Here is a 16,348-nt window from a genome sequence, read left to right as displayed (position 1 = left end):
TGTGAATATTAATAGCTGCTCAACCGCAATCCGGTGGCGCATTATAGGCGGGTCGGCCCGCGGGCGCCAATGGACCCCCAAAGGCACCCTTTGCGGCGCTCATGCCGTGGCCAGCAAGCAGCCCTGTATCCAGTGATCCAGCTGTGCACGCAAGGCGTTGATTTGTTGTGGGCTGGCCTCCGTCGGGCGTCCTCGCAGGCGCTCGATGCGGTGAAGCGAATCGGACGATAACGGGCGGTCTGCCTGGGCCTCTAGAATCGCGTCGGCCTGCTCCGGCTGGTTGCAGATCAAGACCATGTCGCAACCGGCCTCGCGCGCGGTCGCCGCTCGCTGGTCCGGGGTCCCCGCCCCTTCGGCGCCGCACATGGCCAGGTCGTCGCTGAGGATCGCCCCGCGAAAACGCAACTCACGGCGAAGAATGTCCTGCAACCAGATACGGGAAAAGCCAGCCGGCTGCGGATCGACTTGGGAATACACCACATGGGCGGGCATCACGGCTTCCAGATCGCCAAGCACCGGGCGGAAGGCCTCCAGATCCTCGTTTTCGATCTCGGACAGCGGTCGCTCGTCGACTGGCAACGCCACATGGGAATCCGCCGCGACCGCCCCATGCCCGGGAAAGTGCTTGCCGACCGCCGCGACTCCGGCCTCGGAAAGACCCCGGATCAGTTCGCAGGCCAGGCGGGCGATGACGTCCGGGTCATGGTGGAAGGCCCGGTCGCCAATCACCTCGCTCACGCCGATGTCTCGGTCCAGAACGGGGGTAAAGCTGAAATCGATATTCACCGAGCGCAGTTCGTGACCCAATAATTCGCCCGTAGCATGGGCCAGCTCACAGGCCTTGTTGCGATCGTAATCGTAGACGTGGCCCAACTGGCGCATGGGCGGAATGCGGGTGAAGCCCTCCTGGAGACGCTGGACGCGCCCCCCCTCCTGGTCTACCGCCACCAGGATGCCCGGGCGTTCGGCTCGGATTGCGGCGACCAATGCCCGGATCTGCTCCGGCGTCCCGACATTACGGGCGAACAGAATGACCCCGCCGGTCGCGGGATGACGCAGACGTTTGCGATCTTCCGGCGTGAGTTCCAGGCCGGCGACATCCAGCATCACGGGGCCGAGCGGCAAATCGGCATTTTCTGTCATGACTCGAAGCTCGAAGTGGCGCTCGCGCAGGAGCAATCCCTTCAGGATAGCGATGCTTCGGGGAGAAAGGCGAGTGCCTTCAGCTTTTCGATTCGGTCGCGAATGCGGGCGGCCTCTTCGAACTCAAGGTCGCGAGCCTTGGCGAACATCTCCTGTTCCAGGCGCTCGATCTCTTTAGCCGCTTTCTCTGGGGTGCCCACATAGTCGGCGCCCTCCTCCGCGACCTTGCGACCGCGGCGGCCACCGGAACCGGGCGTTGCATTCCGCGCCTCCAAGATGTCCGCAATGTTTTTCTGAATGCCCTTGGGGGTAATGCCGTGGGCCTCGTTGTGCTCGATCTGTTTCGCCCGGCGGCGCTCGGTTTCGTCAATCGCTCGCCGCATGGAACCGGTCACCTTGTCGGCATACAGAATGGCCTTGCCATTCACGTTGCGCGCCGCGCGCCCAATGGTCTGGATCAACGAACGATCGGAGCGCAGAAAGCCTTCCTTGTCGGCATCAAGAATCGCCACCAGGGAGACTTCGGGCATATCCAGGCCCTCGCGCAGCAGGTTGATGCCAACCAGTACGTCGAATTCCCCCAGGCGCAGGTCGCGGATGATCTCCATGCGCTCCACGGTATCGATATCGGAGTGCAGGTAGCGGACACGCACCCCGTGTTCCGTCAGGTAATCCGTTAGGTCTTCCGCCATGCGCTTGGTCAGCGTGGTGATCAGAACCCGCTCGTTGCGCTCTACTCGATCGCGGACCTCGGACAGGGCATCGTCCACCTGGGTCCCGGCCGGGCGGACTTCGAGCTCCGGGTCCAGCAGGCCCGTCGGGCGCACCACCTGGTCGACAATCGCTCCGGCATGTTCACGTTCGTAGGGACCGGGCGTTGCCGACACGTAGATCGTCTGTGGTTGCAGGGCCTCGAACTCCTCGAAGCGCAGTGGCCGGTTGTCCAGGGCCGAAGGCAGACGGAAGCCGTATTCCACCAGGGTCTCCTTGCGCGAGCGGTCACCCTTGTACATCCCGCCTACCTGCGGCACGGAGACGTGCGACTCGTCGATCACCAGCAGCGCATCCTTGGGCAGGTAATCAAAAAAGGTCGGCGGTGGCTCGCCCGGGGCGCGCCCGGAGAGATAGCGCGAGTAGTTCTCGATCCCGTTGCAATAACCAATCTCCAGGATCATCTCCAGGTCGAACAGAGTGCGTTGTTCCAGGCGCTGCGCCTCGACCAGTCGGTCTTCCTTGCGCAGGAAGTCCAGCCGCTCCTTCAGCTCGTCACGGATGTGATCCACTGCGCCGAGCAGGGTTTCACGCGGCGTCACATAGTGCGTTTTTGGATAAACCGTCAGGCGCGGCACGGTACGTAGCTGTTCACCCGTCAGGGGGTCGAAATACGAAAGCCGCTCCACCTCGTCATCGAATAGCTCGATGCGCACGGCTTCGTTGTCCGATTCCGCCGGGTGGATGTCGATCACCTCGCCCCGCACGCGGTACGTCGCACGGCGCAGCTCGGTGTCGTTGCGGGTGTACTGCAGTTCGGCCAAGCGCCGCAGCAGGTCGCGCTGATCAATGCGGTCGCCGCGTTCAATGTGCAGCACCATCGAGAGATACTTCCGCGGATCGCCCAGGCCGTAGATCGCGGACACCGAGGCCACGATGATTGCGTCACGACGTTCCAGTAGCGCGCGAGTAGCCGAAAGACGCATCTGTTCGATGTGGTCGTTGATCGACGCGTCCTTCTCGATGTAGGTATCCGACGAAGGGACGTAGGCCTCCGGCTGGTAGTAGTCGTAGTACGAAACAAAGTACTCCACCGTGTTGTGGGGGAAGAACTCCTTGAATTCGCCGTACAACTGCGCCGCGAGCGTCTTGTTGGGGGCCAGGATAATGGTGGGGCGCTGAATGTTCTCGATGACGTTCGCAATGGTGAAGGTCTTGCCGGAGCCGGTTACGCCCAGCAGCACCTGATGAGCCAGCCCCGCGTCGATGCCATCCGTCAGCGCCTGGATCGCGGCCGGTTGATCGCCCGCCGGCTGGTACTCCGATACGACCTTGAATTGCTCACCCTCGCCTGGTTGCACCTTATCCTCCGCGCCTGATTTCAGTATCATTTCGCACCTAGCCGCCCACGCGGACCATCGACCCGATCACACAGAGGCCCCCACCTTGGAAATCGAGCTCTCCGACCGCGTCCAGCGCATCCAGCCCTCCCCCACTCTCGCCGTCAGCGCCTTGGCCGCCCAGCTGCGATCGGAGGGTCGGGATATTGTCGGGCTGGGGGCCGGAGAGCCGGATTTCGATACCCCCGAGCATATCAAGCAGGCCGCAGTGGACGCGCTTGCCCGCGGAGAAACCAAGTACACTCCCGTCGACGGAACGGCCAGCCTGAAGGCCGCGATTATTCGGAAGTTTGATCGCGACAACGGCCTGACGTTCACCCCCGACCAGATCCTGGTTTCCTCCGGCGGCAAGCAGAGCATCTTCAACCTCTGCCAGGCCCTGCTGAATCCGGGTGACGAGGTCGTCATTCCTGCCCCCTACTGGGTCTCCTACCCTGACATTGCCCTGCTCGCAGGCGCCCGCCCGGTTGTCGTCAGTGCCGAGCAGGAGGCGGGGTTCCGCATCACCGGAAAACAACTGGAGGCCGCGATTACGCCGAACACGCGGCTCGTGTTTCTGAACAGTCCATCCAATCCGACGGGTGCAGCCTACACCGCAGACGAGCTGAACGATCTTGCCGATGTGCTTCGGCGCCACCCACGGGTGGTGATCGCGACCGACGACATGTATGAGCATATCCGCTTCGGGTCAGCCCCGTTCGTCAACATCGTGAATGTGGCCCCGGATCTCCTGGAGCGCACGGTGGTACTGAATGGTGTCTCCAAGGCTTATGCGATGACCGGCTGGCGCATCGGTTATGCCGCCGGGCCGAAGAACCTGATCGCCGCGATGAAGAAGATCCAGTCGCAAAGCACGTCCAACCCGACCTCCATCGCCCAGGCGGGTGCCGAGGCGGCACTGGAAGGTGATCAGGGCTGCGTGGTCGCCATGTGCTCCGCATTTGCTGAGCGTGCTCGCCACGTGGTGGACGGCCTGAACGCCATCGACGGCATTGACTGCCTGATGCCGGATGGCACCTTCTACTGCTTTCCCCGGGTTACGGGGCTAATGCAAGCGGCGGATATCGATACCGACGTTGCCCTGACCAAACAACTCCTGGACGAGGTCGGCGTGGCTCTGGTCCCGGGCAGCGCTTTTGGTGCCCCCGGGCACGTCCGCGTCTCCTTTGCCACCAGCGTTGACCAGCTGGACAAGGCCCTGGATCGCCTGCGCGAGTTCGCCGCTCGCCACCGGTAATGACCAGCGAAGGGGGCATGAGGCCAGATTTTCCTTGACGCCCCTGCCCCGCCCGATTAGGATTTGCGCCCAATTCCCCGGTAGCTCAGTCGGTAGAGCGGGTGACTGTTAATCACTAGGTCGGCGGTTCGAGCCCGTCCCGGGGAGCCAGATACAAAGGAAGGCCAGATCAACGTGATCTGGCCTTTTTTGTGGCGACCAACAAGTCATCCGGCTAATCCGGTTCGTGGGCGATCGGGTCCAGAGATTTCAAATAGACGGCGATGGCGCGTCGGTCTTCGTCGGTGAGGTGCGATGTACCGTGATCGATTACATCCGCCATACCACCGCCAGCGAAGTCACCATCCCGAGTCAGTCCCATCTCCAGATAACGCGCGATGTGGCGCTCGCCCCAGCGCCCGATACCGGTTTCCCGGTCCGGGGTGATGTTGCCGGCGACATCGTCATCCGGTAGCCGGGCACCCGCCCCAAGACGTTCCAGGTCGAGCCCGCCGGTGCGTGTACGTGGAGTGTGGCACTCCATGCAGTGTCCCAGTGCCAGGGTCAGGTAGGCCCCGCGATTCCACTGCTCGGATTGATCCGGGTCCGGTTCGAAGGTACCGGGTTCGAAATGCAGCCACTTCCAACCCACCAGAGAGGGCCGAAACCGCGCAAACCACACCAGATCGTGCGGTGTGTTCTCCCGCGCCTCAGGCTCCACTTCAGACTGCAGGAAGGCCCATAACGCCTCCACGTCCTGCGGCTTCATCTTGGTGTAGGACGTGTATGGGAATGCCGGGTAATAATGCCGGCCATCCGGGCCACGGCCCTCGAGCATGGCGCGTTTGAAGTCCGCCTCCGACCAGCGGCCGATCCCGTATTCTTCATCAGGCGTGATATTGGGTCCGTAGAAGACACCGAATGGGCTTTCGATCGGGCGCCCACCGGCCAGAAACTCGCCATCTTGGGCGGTGTGGCAGGTGACACACCCCCCCGCGCGCAAGACATACTCACCATAGGCAATCTGTTCATCGCCACCCGCAGCGGGGTCATGCTCGCCAATGGACACCTCGGCTTGTACCGAAGGCATCAACAAAAACAGGGCTGACAGCAAAGCTGTCAGCCCCTTGAGTTGCAGACCAAGCATGACTTAGTCGCGGCGGAAATCGTCGTGACAGGCCTGGCAGGACTGGCCAAGGTTGCGGAACCGGATGGCGTATTCGTCTTCGTCACCGGCCTCGACGGCAGCATGCAGGGCCTCGGCGGCCTCACGAGTGTCGTTCGAAAGCTCTACGTAACGGTCCCAGTTCTCCCATATCTCTTCTTTCGCATCGGTATCGGGGAAGTCGCTCCCTTCCGGAAACAGGCTGGGGATATCCTGGGTCAGCGCGACCAACTGACTGGTGTGCATCTTCAGGTTGTCGCCGAAATCGGCACCATCCACGACGACGGCGGCAAAGGCACCCACGTTCCCACCAATGGCGCGCATGACACCCTGACGGTAATCGATGGTGGCCTCATGTTCATCGAATGCATGGACCGTGCTGCCCGCACTTAGACCAAGCGTCAGCGCGGCAGCGACAGAAGTGGCGGTAACGAGGCGTGCAATGTTCTTCATGGTGTTTCCTCCCTGTACTGATCCCAAAAAGCGAGCCCCTTCGCAGACGGCGACTCGGATATCCAAATTGACTATAGAGAGACGGTCCGCTTCGTGCCATGCAGAACCGCCATCACCACACCCGCTACGCGGGCTTATGTGATGGACCTCAAAAGGCCCCCGGTGTTCCCGTTTCAAAACGGTACAATCAGGTCACTTCCACCTTCGGTTCACGATTCATGTCCCACCCCTCTGCCTGCTCGCCTGAAGAGACCCGACTCCGAGAAGCGATCATCCATACAGGACTGGAGACGAACCGCCGCGGCCTGAACCAAGGTACCTCTGGAAACATCAGCGCCCGGCTTGGGGCCGGCATGCTGATCACGCCATCCGGCGTTCGCTACGAGGACCTGGAGCCCGACGACCTGGTGTATGTGGATGCGAATGGGCGCTGGCTGGACGGACGCAAGCCTTCCAGCGAATGGCATTTCCATCGCGCGATCCTTCAGGCCCGGCCGGAACTTCACGCGGTGGTTCACGTGCATTCGGTTTATGCCAGTGTGGTCGCAATACAGGGCCGCGATATCCCTGCCCTGCACTATATGGTGGCCGCCGCCGGCGGAAACTCCATCCGTTGTGCACCCTATGCCACCTTCGGGACCGAGAACCTGTCGCAGCAAGCCGTCACGGCACTCGAAGGGCGCACGGCCTGCCTGCTGGCCAATCATGGGATGATTGCGGCTGGGCCGTCGCTGGAACGGGCCTTGTGGCTCACCGAAGAAGTCGAACTGCTGGCGCAACAGTACGTGCTCAGCCTGCAGATCGGCGGGCCGCAGCTCCTGGACGACGCGGAGATGGAACGAGTGATGGAGAAGTTCAGGGACTACGGCCCCCGGCGCGGGGACTCGTAGCGCTCCCTAGGTGTGAAACTCCACACCTAGAGACCCGCGGACTCGGCATCCACCACCGGCAGCGGTGCGGAACGCGGGGCGAAATCGGTCTGATCCCGGGTCTCGAGGTAGTGCTCCAGGGCCCAGGTGACCGAAGGGAACGCCAGATCCGTTGGCAAGTCATCGAACCGGAACAGGCCGACTTCCTCCGATTCCGGGCCCGGTGCAATGGCATCGGTTAGCAGCCGGGCACGGTAGATCATCTGGACATGCCCGATGTGCTGCACGCTGTAAACCCCGAGTAGCTGCTCGGTCTCCAGGTTCGCGCGGGCCTCTTCCCAGGCCTCGCGACGCGCACCCTGATCGGGCGTTTCACCCCGTTCCATGAAACCGGCCGGCAGGGTCCAGTAACCCTTCCGTGGTTCGATGGCGCGCCGACAGAGCAATACGCGGTCCTCCCAGATGGCCACGCTGCCGACGATGATTCGCGGATTCTCATAGTCGATGAAGCCACAATGGTCACAGACGCGCCGCTCGCGATCATCACCCTCGGGGACGAGGCGTTGAAAATGGGGGCTCAGGCCTGAAGGCTCGTGACTCATGACGGTACCGTAGGGGCAATAGGCAAGAAAAATCGCCGGTTTGTTGATGGATGGGAATTGAGTCCGGCCAACCGCGAACACGCACCACCCAGCGTGGTCCATAGTTAAGACCGATGCACCAAGGCCGTACAGAGGCGGACATGACCACACGCACACGCTTTACCATTGGTGAGCTCGTCCACCATACCAAGTTCGATTACCGTGGTGTGATCGTCGACGTCGACCCGGTATACGCCGGCTCCGACGAATGGTACGAGACCGTCGCGAAGAGTCGCCCACCCAGAGACCAGCCGTGGTATCACGTGCTGGTAGATGGCTATTCGCACAGCACCTACGTAGCCGAGCGTCACCTCGAAGCCGACACCCGTGGTGAGCAGATCGAGCATCCCACCCTGGGTCGTTTCTTCGATCGTTTCATGAACGGCCGCTATCTGCGCCACGGGGATCCGGGCGCCCACTAGCTCGGGCACCCATTGGCGTCGTGGCGCCTTAACTCAAACCACAGGGAAGACCATGGCACAGGACAACCGCCGCAGTCGCGTCGTCACCGAAGGCACGCGCCGCACGCCTAACCGCGCCATGTTGCGCGCCGTCGGGTTTGGCGACGAGGATTTCCAGCGTCCGATCGTGGGCCTCGCGAATGCGCACAGCACCATCACCCCCTGCAACATGGGGATTGGCGCCCTGGCCGAACGTGCGGAGCAAGCCGTGCGCCGTGCCGGCGGGATGCCACAGACCTTCGGCACCATCACGATCTCCGATGGCATCTCCATGGGCACCCCGGGCATGAAGTACTCGCTGGTGTCCCGTGAGGTCATTGCCGATGCCATCGAGACGGTGGTCAATGGCCAGAGCATGGACGGCATCCTGGCCACCGGAGGCTGTGACAAGAACATGCCCGGCGCAATGATCGCCCTGGCCCGTCTAAACGTGCCGGGCATCTTTGTCTATGGTGGCACCATCAAGCCCGGCCATTACAAGGATCAGGACCTGACGATCGTCAGCGCCTTCGAGGCCGTCGGCCAGCATGGCGCAGGGAAGCTTTCGGACGAGGATCTGCAGGGTGTCGAACGCAACGCCTGCCCAGGAGCGGGTTCCTGTGGCGGCATGTTTACCGCCAACACCATGTCCAGTGCCTTCGAGGCAATGGGTATGAGCCTTCCTGGTTCGTCCACGCAGGCGGCCGAAGACCCGGAAAAAGCGGAATCCGCCGCCCGATCGGCCGAAGTCCTGCTGGATGCCATCCATGCGAATCGCCGCCCCCGCGACATCCTGACCCGCGAGGCCTTCGAGAATGCCCTGGCCGTGGTCATGGCCGTGGGAGGCTCGACCAATGCCGTCCTCCACCTGCTGGCCATTGCGCATGCGGCCGAAGTCCCGCTCGACATCGACGACGTCGAACGGATCCGCCGCAAGGTCCCGGTGTTATGTGACCTGAAGCCCTCCGGGCGCTATGTGACCACCCAGTTTCACCAAGTCGGCGGCACGCCCCAGGTGATGAAGATGTTGCTCACTGCCGGCCTTCTGCATGGGGATTGTCTGACCATTAGCGGCCAGACCCTGGCCGAAACGCTGGCCGATATCCCGGATGCCCCGCCCTCCGACCAGGACATCATCCGACCGCTGAACAATCCGTTGTACGCCCATGGCCACCTGGCCGTGCTCAAGGGGAATCTGGCCGAAGAGGGAGCGGTTGCCAAGATCACGGGACTCAAACGAACGGCGATCTCCGGCCCTGCCCGCTGCTTTGATTCCGAGGAGGAATGCCTGGATGCGATCCTTGCGGGCAAGATCCAGGCAGGTGACATCCTGGTGATTCGCTACGAGGGGCCACGGGGCGGACCTGGCATGCGCGAGATGCTCGCACCCACTGCCGCCATCATCGGGGCAGGCCTCGGCGATACCGTCGGTCTGATTACCGACGGGCGCTTTTCCGGGGGAACCTACGGCATGGTCGTCGGGCATGTGGCGCCCGAAGCCGCCGCGGGCGGGACCATTGCCCTGGTGCACGATGGCGACACCATCGAGATCGACGCGTACACCAATCGCCTTTCGCTGGAAGTCGACGAACGCGAGCTGGAGAGCCGCCGCGCCGCCTGGCAGGTCCCGGCACCCCGCTTCGATCGCGGGGTGCTGGGCAAGTATGCGCGAACGGTCGGATCCGCCAGTCGGGGTGCCGTAACCGACGACTTCACCTAATGCCCGAGAGACGCACAGGGCAATGACTCATCCCGACCCCCGCCATCCGGACTTCCGCATGATGCCACCGGTGATCGGCTTCCTGCTGATCACCAACGTCGCCCTGTTTCTGTCCATGCCCTGGCTGGGCGACTGGCTGATCAGCCATTTCGGACTGTGGCCTATTGGGACACCGGCCACTGTCCATCAGCATGGGGCGTGGATGCGGGTGCCCGATTTCCAGCTCTGGCAGCTGGTTTCGTACGGCTTTTTGCACGGCGGGCCGATCCACCTGTTCGTGAATCTGTTCGCCGTCTGGATGCTGGGGGTTCAGATCGAAAACGCCTGGGGTTCGCGGACATTCGCGACCTATTTCCTGCTCTGCGTGATTGGTGCCGGGCTGGTCCAACTGGTGGTGACGGCCTACGGCAACGGCGACATGATCTACCCCACTATTGGAGCCTCGGGCGGGGTCTTCGGCGTCTTGCTGGCATTCGGGATGATGTTTCCCAACCAGCGCTTGTTCCTGATCTTCCTGCCCATCCCGATCAAGGCGAAGTACTTCGTGATGGCGTATGGAGCCCTGGAGTTGTATCTGGGGATATCGGGCACCCTGGCCGGGATCGCCCACTTCGCCCACTTGGGTGGGATGGCCTTTGGCTTCCTGCTGATCCAGTACTGGCGTGGGCGCTTGCCGATTCGGCCGCGCGAGCGCCGCTTCTGGTGGTGAAGCCCGCTATTAGCCCGCCGTACGCGTGCGCAGATAGTCCGCGAAATCGTCTTTGAGTTCCGGGTGGTTAAGTGCGAACTCGACCGTCGCCTCCAGATAGCCCAGCTTGCTACCGCAATCAAATCGGCGGCCCGCGAAGTTGAAGGCAGTCACCCGTTCCAGTTCGAGCAAACGAGCAATGGCATCGGTCAGCTGGATCTCTCCGCCCGCACCCGGCTCCTGAGTGGCCAGCATCTTGAAAATCTTTGGCGTCAGGATATAACGCCCGACGACGGCCACGCTGGATGGGGCTTCGGACGGTTCCGGCTTCTCCACAATCCCTTTCACGTCCCAGCTACGCGGCCCGGTCTGAACCGGATCGATGATGCCGTACTGGTGGGTACGATCTTCCGGGACCTCTTCGACGCCTAGCACGCTACAACCGTGTTGATTGTACTGCTCGACCATCTGGCGGGTGGCGCCCCCGTTGGTCGATTCAATCAAGTCGTCCGCCAGGATCACCGCGAAAGGCTCATTGCGCACAATAGGATGAGCGCAAGCGACGGCGTGCCCCAAACCCAGCGCATCCGACTGACGTACGTACACGCAAGTCACCCGCGGCGGCACGATATTGCGCACCTGTTCCAACAGCTCGGTCTTGCCGCGCTCCTCGAGTTCCATCTCCAACTCGTAGGCCTTGTCGAAATGATCCGGGATGGACCGCTTGTTGCGACCGGTTACGAACACGAGCGTTTCGATCCCCGCCGCAACGGCCTCCTCGGCCGCGTACTGGATCAGCGGCTTATCGACGACCGGAAGCATTTCCTTTGGATTCGCCTTGGTTGCAGGCAGAAAACGCGTACCCATCCCGGCAACGGGGAACACGGCGGTACGGATTGGGGCGTGATTCTGGCTCATTCAATCTCCGGGGCACTCAAGGGAAAAGCGATCAAGGGATCCTTAACCATAAACCCCCAGCCCATGCGTCCTGCCGGACCCATCGACCGGGGGCTGCAGTCAGGCGGCCACGTATGCCGCCGCGACTACTACTCGACGACGATACGGTCGAGATTCATCTCCACCGTGCGTTCGCCAATGCCGGATACCTCCGACAGCGCCTGCACCGAGGCAAAGTCACCATGCGCCTCGCGATGTTCCACGATCGCCTGTGCCTTGACCGGACCCACGTTGTCCAGCATGGACAGCTCGTCGGCGGATGCGGCATTCAGGTCGACGGGTTGCCCACCAGACGCGGTGAGCATCACCAGCGGCAGTACGCAGAGTGCGGCCAGGGCCCAGCATTTGGCGCATTGAAAAATCGGTTTCATGAAAATCCTCCTTATCTTCGCTAAGTCATCGGTGCGTCCATGCACCAACGGCATCCTAGCGGGATCGATTCCATCCGAAAAGCCCCTGGACCCACAGGCGTTATCCGGCGGACCCCAGACGTGAGACGAAAGTCTCCATTGCGGCCGCCGGATCCGCAGCCCGGGTAATGGGCCGGCCGACCACGATTGCGCTGGCCCCGGCCGCAATCGCCCGCTCCGGGGTCATTACCCGTTTCTGGTCGTCGTCTCCGGCTCCTTCCAGTCGGATTCCGGGCGTCACCAGCAGGGCCTCGTCTCCCAGCTCCCGTCGTAAAGCGCTTGCCTCCTGGGCCGAGCACACCAGACCCTCAAGCCCGGCCTGCTTGACGGCCAACTCCCCCAACAGGCTGACCTGATCGGCGGGCGATCGGCTCACGCCTGTTTCGCGCAGGGTCTCGGAGTCGCTGGAGGTAAGCACGGTCACGGCGAGAAGCGCGGTGGTGTCATTCGTCTCACGCACAGCCTCATGGGCAACCCGCATCATCTCCAGGCCACCACTGGCGTGGACGTTGATCAGCCACACTCCTTTGCGTGCGGCCGCGCGACAGGCGGCGGCCACCGTGTTCGGGATATCGTGAAACTTCAGGTCCAGAAAAACCCGGAATCCCAGGTCATGCAGCCGCTGCAGAAGGTCGGGGCCGGCAACCACAAAGAGCTCGAATCCCACCTTCAGCGCGCATTGCCGCGGGTCCAGCTGTCCAGCAAAACGGAGGGCGGCGTCCGCATCCGGAAAGTCGAGAGCTACAATCAATCGGGTCGCAGGTTCCAGGGCTGGGTTCATCAATTGGAGCTCCCTTCGCGGATGAGCGCCTCCTCGGCGGCCTCCGTCGTTTGATCAATGTCGAAATCCAGGCCGCGCAACGTGTCCCAACGACGACAGCTGGGGCACTGCCACACATGCGCCCGCCCCTGATAACCGCAGTTCACGCACTGGTACAGGTGCTGACTACCCAGTTGGTCCGCCAATGCCTTTTCAAACGCCGAAAATTCGGCGCTGTATTGCTGCACCGCTGGAAGGATCTTCATCCAGCGTACCGCCTCGAGCAGGCCCGATGTCGGGACCGGACGTTGCGACAGGATCATACCCAGTTCGGCCAGTGCCGCATCCAGGCGACCGGTGCGGCGGTAAAGTCGCATCAACGCAATACGGGCCATGGTGATACCACGGGTCCGTGCAAGCTCGTCCAAAAGCTCTTCCAATTGACCGAGGCGATTCTCGCCCGGGAGTGCCTGGTGAAGCCGCTCCAGGCGCGGCACCAGCAAAGGAGCCAACTGCGGGGTCCGAGCCACCGCATCGCGCCCGAAACGGATTGCCTCTCGAACCTCGTCCCGCCGTGCAGCGATCTCCGACTGGATTAATAGCGCCCGCGACAGACCGGGAACCAGGGCCTCTGCCTGCGCGGCCCGTGACCGGGCCGCGTCCCAATCCTCTTTCTCCAGCGCGATCTGTGCGAGCTCGCAATGATAGTGAGCAATCCGCTGTTGCTCATGCGGAACGCCATGAGCCTTTAGACGATCCCCTACCTCAATCGCCCTTTCCCACTCCCTTTGCGTTTCGTACACCTGCCGCAACCCTTCCAGAGCGGCGACCGCCTGGTGGGGAGAGTCGGCCAGCTCTCGAAACACTGCCTCCGCCCGGTCAAGCACTCCGGCAAGAAGGAAATCCTCTCCCAACTCACACATGGCTTGGGCACGTTGGGATGGCGGCAAGGTGGGGCGAGCAACGAGGTTTTGATGAATCCGTATGGCGCGGTCGACTTCTCCCCGGCGCCGAAACAACCGGCCCAGAATGACGTGCGTCTCGAAGGTCTCGTGATCCACCTCCACCATCTCGATGAAGGCCTGCAGGGCATCATCGGTACGATCATCCAGCAGGTGCCGCACCCCTTCCAGATAGCGGTCCAGCGAAGGTTCCGGTTCCTCACGGTCTTCCAGGACGCCATAGCGCGCCAGCCACCAACCGCTTGCGGCCGCGATGGGGAGCAGCAGCCAAAACCAGTCGTCAATCATGGGGTGGGGAATTCCCGGGTGCGAGCAACACGATGAGTGTGACCACGGATCGCATGCAGCAACGCGCGACTAGTAGAAGTCCCGCATGGGAGCGGTACGCAGTTGTTCCACCTCAACCTTGAGGGCGTGGTTTTGTTCACGCAGCTGGGCAATCTTCTGCCGCAGGCGACGCAGACGCAGCCAAAGGATCAGCGAAGCAATGGCGACCCCGAACAGGGCCGAGATACCAAGCAGCACCACCAAGGGTGCCTCGATGCGGACACCCGGCAGGGCCAGTGTGACCAGCTCTTCATTCAGTACAACGAGGATGCCCACCGCCGAAGAAATCACGATGAGCGCGGCAAAAGCCACGATATTGCGGATCTGCTGACGACGACGATCGTCCATCGACGGTCGCCTAATCGTTTCCGTCTGCCGAACCGTTTACCCGTTCACGCAGTTCCTTGCCGGGCTTGAAATGAGGGACATGTTTGCCGGGCAGGGCCACGCCCTCTCCCGTTTTCGGATTGCGTCCCAGCCGCGGGGGCCGGAAATGCAGGGAAAAACTACCGAAGCCACGGATCTCCACCCGTTGACCATTGGCCAAGGCATGACTCATCCGTTCGAGTAATGCCTTCACCGACATCTCGACATCCCTGGCAGGCAGGTGAGGCGATTTCCGGGCGAGGTTCTCGATCAATTCCGATTTGGTCATCTGGCACTCGTCACAGACTAGGAAATTATCCGGTTTCCCGGTACAAAATGGCCCACGACACCCCGCGGCGTCGTGGGCCTGATCAGAGCGGGCTTTAGTCGTTCTTGCCCATCTGTTCCTTCAGCAGGTCGCCCAGGGTCGTACCACCACCCGCGTTGCTGCCGTAGTCGGAGACCATTTCGGCTTCCTCGGCACGATCCTTCGCCTTAATCGAAAGGCTGATGGCACGGGTCTTCTTGTCGACACCCATGAACTTCGCCTCGACCGTCTCGCCGACCTTCAGCACGGTGCTGGCATCTTCCACACGGTCCTGGGAGATATCCGACGCACGCAGGATGCCGTCGATCCCATCGGCCAGCTCGATCACGGCGGCCTTGGCGTCAACTTCCTTGACGGTACCGGACACGATACTGCCCTTGCTGTGTTCCGCCACGAAGTTGGCAAACGGGTCACGATCCAGCTGCTTCAGGCCCAGGGAGATGCGCTCACGCTCGGGATCCACGGACAGGACCACCGCCTCGACCTCGTCACCCTTCTTGAAGTTGCGGATCGCCTCTTCACCGGCTTCATGCCAGGACAGGTCGGACAGATGAATCAGGCCATCGATGCCGCCGTCCAGGCCGACAAACACACCGAAGTCGGTGATGGACTTGATCTGGCCATGGACCTTCTCGCCACGATTGTGGTTGGCTGCGAAGTCGTCCCACGGGTTGGACTGGCACTGTTTCATGCCCAGCGAGATGCGGCGGCGCTCTTCGTCCAGGTCCAGGATCATGACCTCGACCTCGTCGCCGATTGCGACCATCTTGCCCGGATTCACGTTCTTGTTGGTCCAGTCCATCTCGGACACGTGCACCAGGCCTTCCACGCCGTCTTCGATTTCCACGAAGCAGCCGTAGTCGGTGATGTTGGTGACCTTGCCGAAGATGCGGGTGCCGGTCGGGTAACGGCGGGTGATGTTCTCCCACGGATCCTCGCCCAGCTGCTTCAGGCCCAGCGATACGCGCATGCGCTCGCGGTCAAACTTCAGCACCTTGACTTCGACTTCCTGGCCGATCTCGACCACGTCGGACGGATGCTTCACACGCTTCCAGGCCATATCCGTAATGTGCAGCAGGCCGTCGATACCGCCCAGATCCAGGAACGCACCGTAGTCGGTGAGGTTCTTGACGATGCCCTTGACCTGCGCGCCTTCCTGCAAATTCTTCAGCAGTTCTTCGCGTTCGGCGCTGTATTCCTGCTCGACCACGGCGCGACGCGACACGACCACGTTATTGCGGCGACGGTCGAGCTTGATGAGCTTGAACTCCAGCTCTTTGCCTTCCAGATACGCGGTATCGCGCACCGGGCGGACATCCACGAGCGAACCCGGAAGGAATGCACGAATGTCACCCAGCTCGACGGTGTAGCCGCCCTTGACCTTGCCGGAGATCTTGCCGGTGACGTACTGCTCTTCTTCCATGGCCCCTTCAAGACGGTCCCAGGCCTTGGCCCGCTTGGCCTTCTCGCGCGACATGCGCGTCTCGCCGAAACCGTCTTCCGGGGTCTCGAGGGCCACTTCGACGACATCGCCGACCTTGACCTCGAGCTCACCCTCGTCGTTCATGAACTGCTCGGTGGGAATGACCCCCTCGGATTTCAAGCCGGCGTTCACCACGACGACTTCCGGGGTGACCTCAATGACGGTAGCACTGAGGATGGCACCCGGCTGCATCTGGGTGTAGGCCATGCTCTCTTCGAGCAGTTGCGCGAAACTTTCACTCATGGATTTGTGAACCTGTGGTTTAACAAATGCTTGCAGAAACTTCCTGCAACCAGTTCTAGACGTTTA

At 62.1% G+C, this 16,348-nt stretch carries 17 protein-coding genes and 1 tRNA gene; 6 read left to right on the top strand and 12 right to left on the bottom strand.

Annotated features, from left to right (window positions below):
• Positions 1 to 99: 99 nt before the first annotated feature.
• Together nagZ and uvrB are read right to left on the bottom strand one after the other, a co-directional pair.
• The gene (gene nagZ, locus F462_RS12545; RefSeq protein WP_051918129.1) at positions 100 to 1,143 is read right to left on the bottom strand and encodes a beta-N-acetylhexosaminidase; all 1,044 of its coding nucleotides are present in this window, start codon (positions 1,141 to 1,143) and stop codon (positions 100 to 102) included.
• 41 nt (positions 1,144 to 1,184) lie between these two features.
• Positions 1,185 to 3,215: an excinuclease ABC subunit UvrB gene (gene uvrB / locus F462_RS12540; protein ID WP_038054997.1), complete on the bottom strand. Its 2,031-nt coding sequence runs from the start codon at positions 3,213 to 3,215 to the stop codon at positions 1,185 to 1,187.
• An 85-nt stretch (positions 3,216 to 3,300) separates the two neighbouring features.
• Between uvrB and F462_RS12535 the strand changes: the two genes are divergently transcribed.
• Entirely contained in the window at positions 3,301 to 4,491 is a 1,191-nt protein-coding gene (locus F462_RS12535; RefSeq protein WP_018140108.1) for a pyridoxal phosphate-dependent aminotransferase, read from the top strand.
• A gap of 74 nt (positions 4,492 to 4,565) precedes the next feature.
• Positions 4,566 to 4,641, top strand: a tRNA-Asn gene (locus F462_RS12530).
• A 64-nt stretch (positions 4,642 to 4,705) separates the two neighbouring features.
• Here F462_RS12530 and F462_RS12525 read toward each other — a convergent pair.
• Together F462_RS12525 and F462_RS12520 are read right to left on the bottom strand one after the other, a co-directional pair.
• Positions 4,706 to 5,560, bottom strand: coding sequence for a c-type cytochrome (locus F462_RS12525; protein WP_038054994.1), 855 nt, complete (start codon positions 5,558 to 5,560; stop codon positions 4,706 to 4,708).
• Positions 5,561 to 5,620: 60 nt separating this feature from the next.
• Positions 5,621 to 6,088 (bottom strand): c-type cytochrome, encoded by a 468-nt coding sequence (locus F462_RS12520; protein ID WP_038054677.1) that lies wholly within the window; start codon positions 6,086 to 6,088, stop codon positions 5,621 to 5,623.
• 218 nt (positions 6,089 to 6,306) lie between these two features.
• Between F462_RS12520 and F462_RS12515 the strand changes: the two genes are divergently transcribed.
• Complete coding sequence (locus F462_RS12515; RefSeq protein ID WP_038054675.1) at positions 6,307 to 6,978, top strand: L-fuculose-phosphate aldolase; 672 nt, start codon at positions 6,307 to 6,309, stop codon at positions 6,976 to 6,978.
• A 26-nt stretch (positions 6,979 to 7,004) separates the two neighbouring features.
• Here the strand turns inward: F462_RS12515 and F462_RS12510 are convergent, their stop codons facing one another.
• Positions 7,005 to 7,559, bottom strand: coding sequence for an NUDIX hydrolase (locus F462_RS12510; RefSeq protein ID WP_038054674.1), 555 nt, complete (start codon positions 7,557 to 7,559; stop codon positions 7,005 to 7,007).
• Positions 7,560 to 7,699: 140 nt separating this feature from the next.
• On the opposite strand from F462_RS12510, the gene hspQ reads away from it, so the two are divergent.
• Genes hspQ through F462_RS12495 form a run of 3 tightly spaced genes read left to right on the top strand, consistent with a single transcriptional unit; the run spans position 7,700 to position 10,467 of the window.
• On the top strand, positions 7,700 to 8,020 hold the full coding sequence (gene hspQ, locus F462_RS12505; protein WP_038054672.1) for a heat shock protein HspQ: 321 nt from the start codon (positions 7,700 to 7,702) through the stop codon (positions 8,018 to 8,020).
• Between the two features lie 52 nt (positions 8,021 to 8,072).
• A complete protein-coding gene (gene ilvD / locus F462_RS12500; RefSeq protein WP_038054669.1) occupies positions 8,073 to 9,758 on the top strand; it encodes a dihydroxy-acid dehydratase in 1,686 nt (561 codons plus the stop codon).
• Between the two features lie 22 nt (positions 9,759 to 9,780).
• On the top strand, positions 9,781 to 10,467 hold the full coding sequence (locus tag F462_RS12495) for a rhomboid family intramembrane serine protease (RefSeq protein ID WP_038054666.1): 687 nt from the start codon (positions 9,781 to 9,783) through the stop codon (positions 10,465 to 10,467).
• A 9-nt stretch (positions 10,468 to 10,476) separates the two neighbouring features.
• Here F462_RS12495 and galU read toward each other — a convergent pair whose 3' ends face one another.
• The 7 genes from galU to rpsA all read right to left on the bottom strand — a co-directional run bounded on the left by galU (position 10,477) and on the right by rpsA (position 16,282).
• On the bottom strand, positions 10,477 to 11,364 hold the full coding sequence (galU, locus tag F462_RS12490; RefSeq protein ID WP_038054664.1) for a UTP--glucose-1-phosphate uridylyltransferase GalU: 888 nt from the start codon (positions 11,362 to 11,364) through the stop codon (positions 10,477 to 10,479).
• A 128-nt stretch (positions 11,365 to 11,492) separates the two neighbouring features.
• Positions 11,493 to 11,774 carry a ComEA family DNA-binding protein gene (locus F462_RS12485; protein ID WP_038054662.1) on the bottom strand — a complete coding sequence of 94 codons (282 nt, stop codon included), beginning with the start codon at positions 11,772 to 11,774 and terminating at the stop codon, positions 11,493 to 11,495.
• A gap of 100 nt (positions 11,775 to 11,874) precedes the next feature.
• A complete protein-coding gene (pyrF, locus tag F462_RS12480) occupies positions 11,875 to 12,594 on the bottom strand; it encodes an orotidine-5'-phosphate decarboxylase (protein ID WP_038054660.1) in 720 nt (239 codons plus the stop codon).
• The gene (locus F462_RS12475) at positions 12,594 to 13,823 is read right to left on the bottom strand and encodes a tetratricopeptide repeat protein (RefSeq protein WP_038054658.1); all 1,230 of its coding nucleotides are present in this window, start codon (positions 13,821 to 13,823) and stop codon (positions 12,594 to 12,596) included. Before F462_RS12475 ends, pyrF begins: the two co-directional genes overlap by 1 nt.
• Positions 13,824 to 13,892: 69 nt before the next feature.
• Positions 13,893 to 14,210, bottom strand: a complete 318-nt coding sequence (locus tag F462_RS12470; protein ID WP_018140120.1) for a lipopolysaccharide assembly protein LapA domain-containing protein — start codon at positions 14,208 to 14,210, stop codon at positions 13,893 to 13,895.
• 10 nt (positions 14,211 to 14,220) lie between these two features.
• The gene (locus F462_RS12465; RefSeq protein WP_018140121.1) at positions 14,221 to 14,517 is read right to left on the bottom strand and encodes an integration host factor subunit beta; all 297 of its coding nucleotides are present in this window, start codon (positions 14,515 to 14,517) and stop codon (positions 14,221 to 14,223) included.
• A gap of 94 nt (positions 14,518 to 14,611) precedes the next feature.
• Positions 14,612 to 16,282, bottom strand: a complete 1,671-nt coding sequence (gene rpsA / locus F462_RS12460) for a 30S ribosomal protein S1 (protein WP_018140122.1) — start codon at positions 16,280 to 16,282, stop codon at positions 14,612 to 14,614.
• Between the last annotated feature and the right edge of the window lie 66 nt (positions 16,283 to 16,348).

This window comes from Thioalkalivibrio sp. ALJ1 (genome assembly GCF_000745395.1).
GTDB lineage: Bacteria > Pseudomonadota > Gammaproteobacteria > Ectothiorhodospirales > Ectothiorhodospiraceae > Thioalkalivibrio.
Note: the sequence above shows the minus strand (reverse complement) of the source record. Positions and strands in the feature narration are given on the sequence as shown.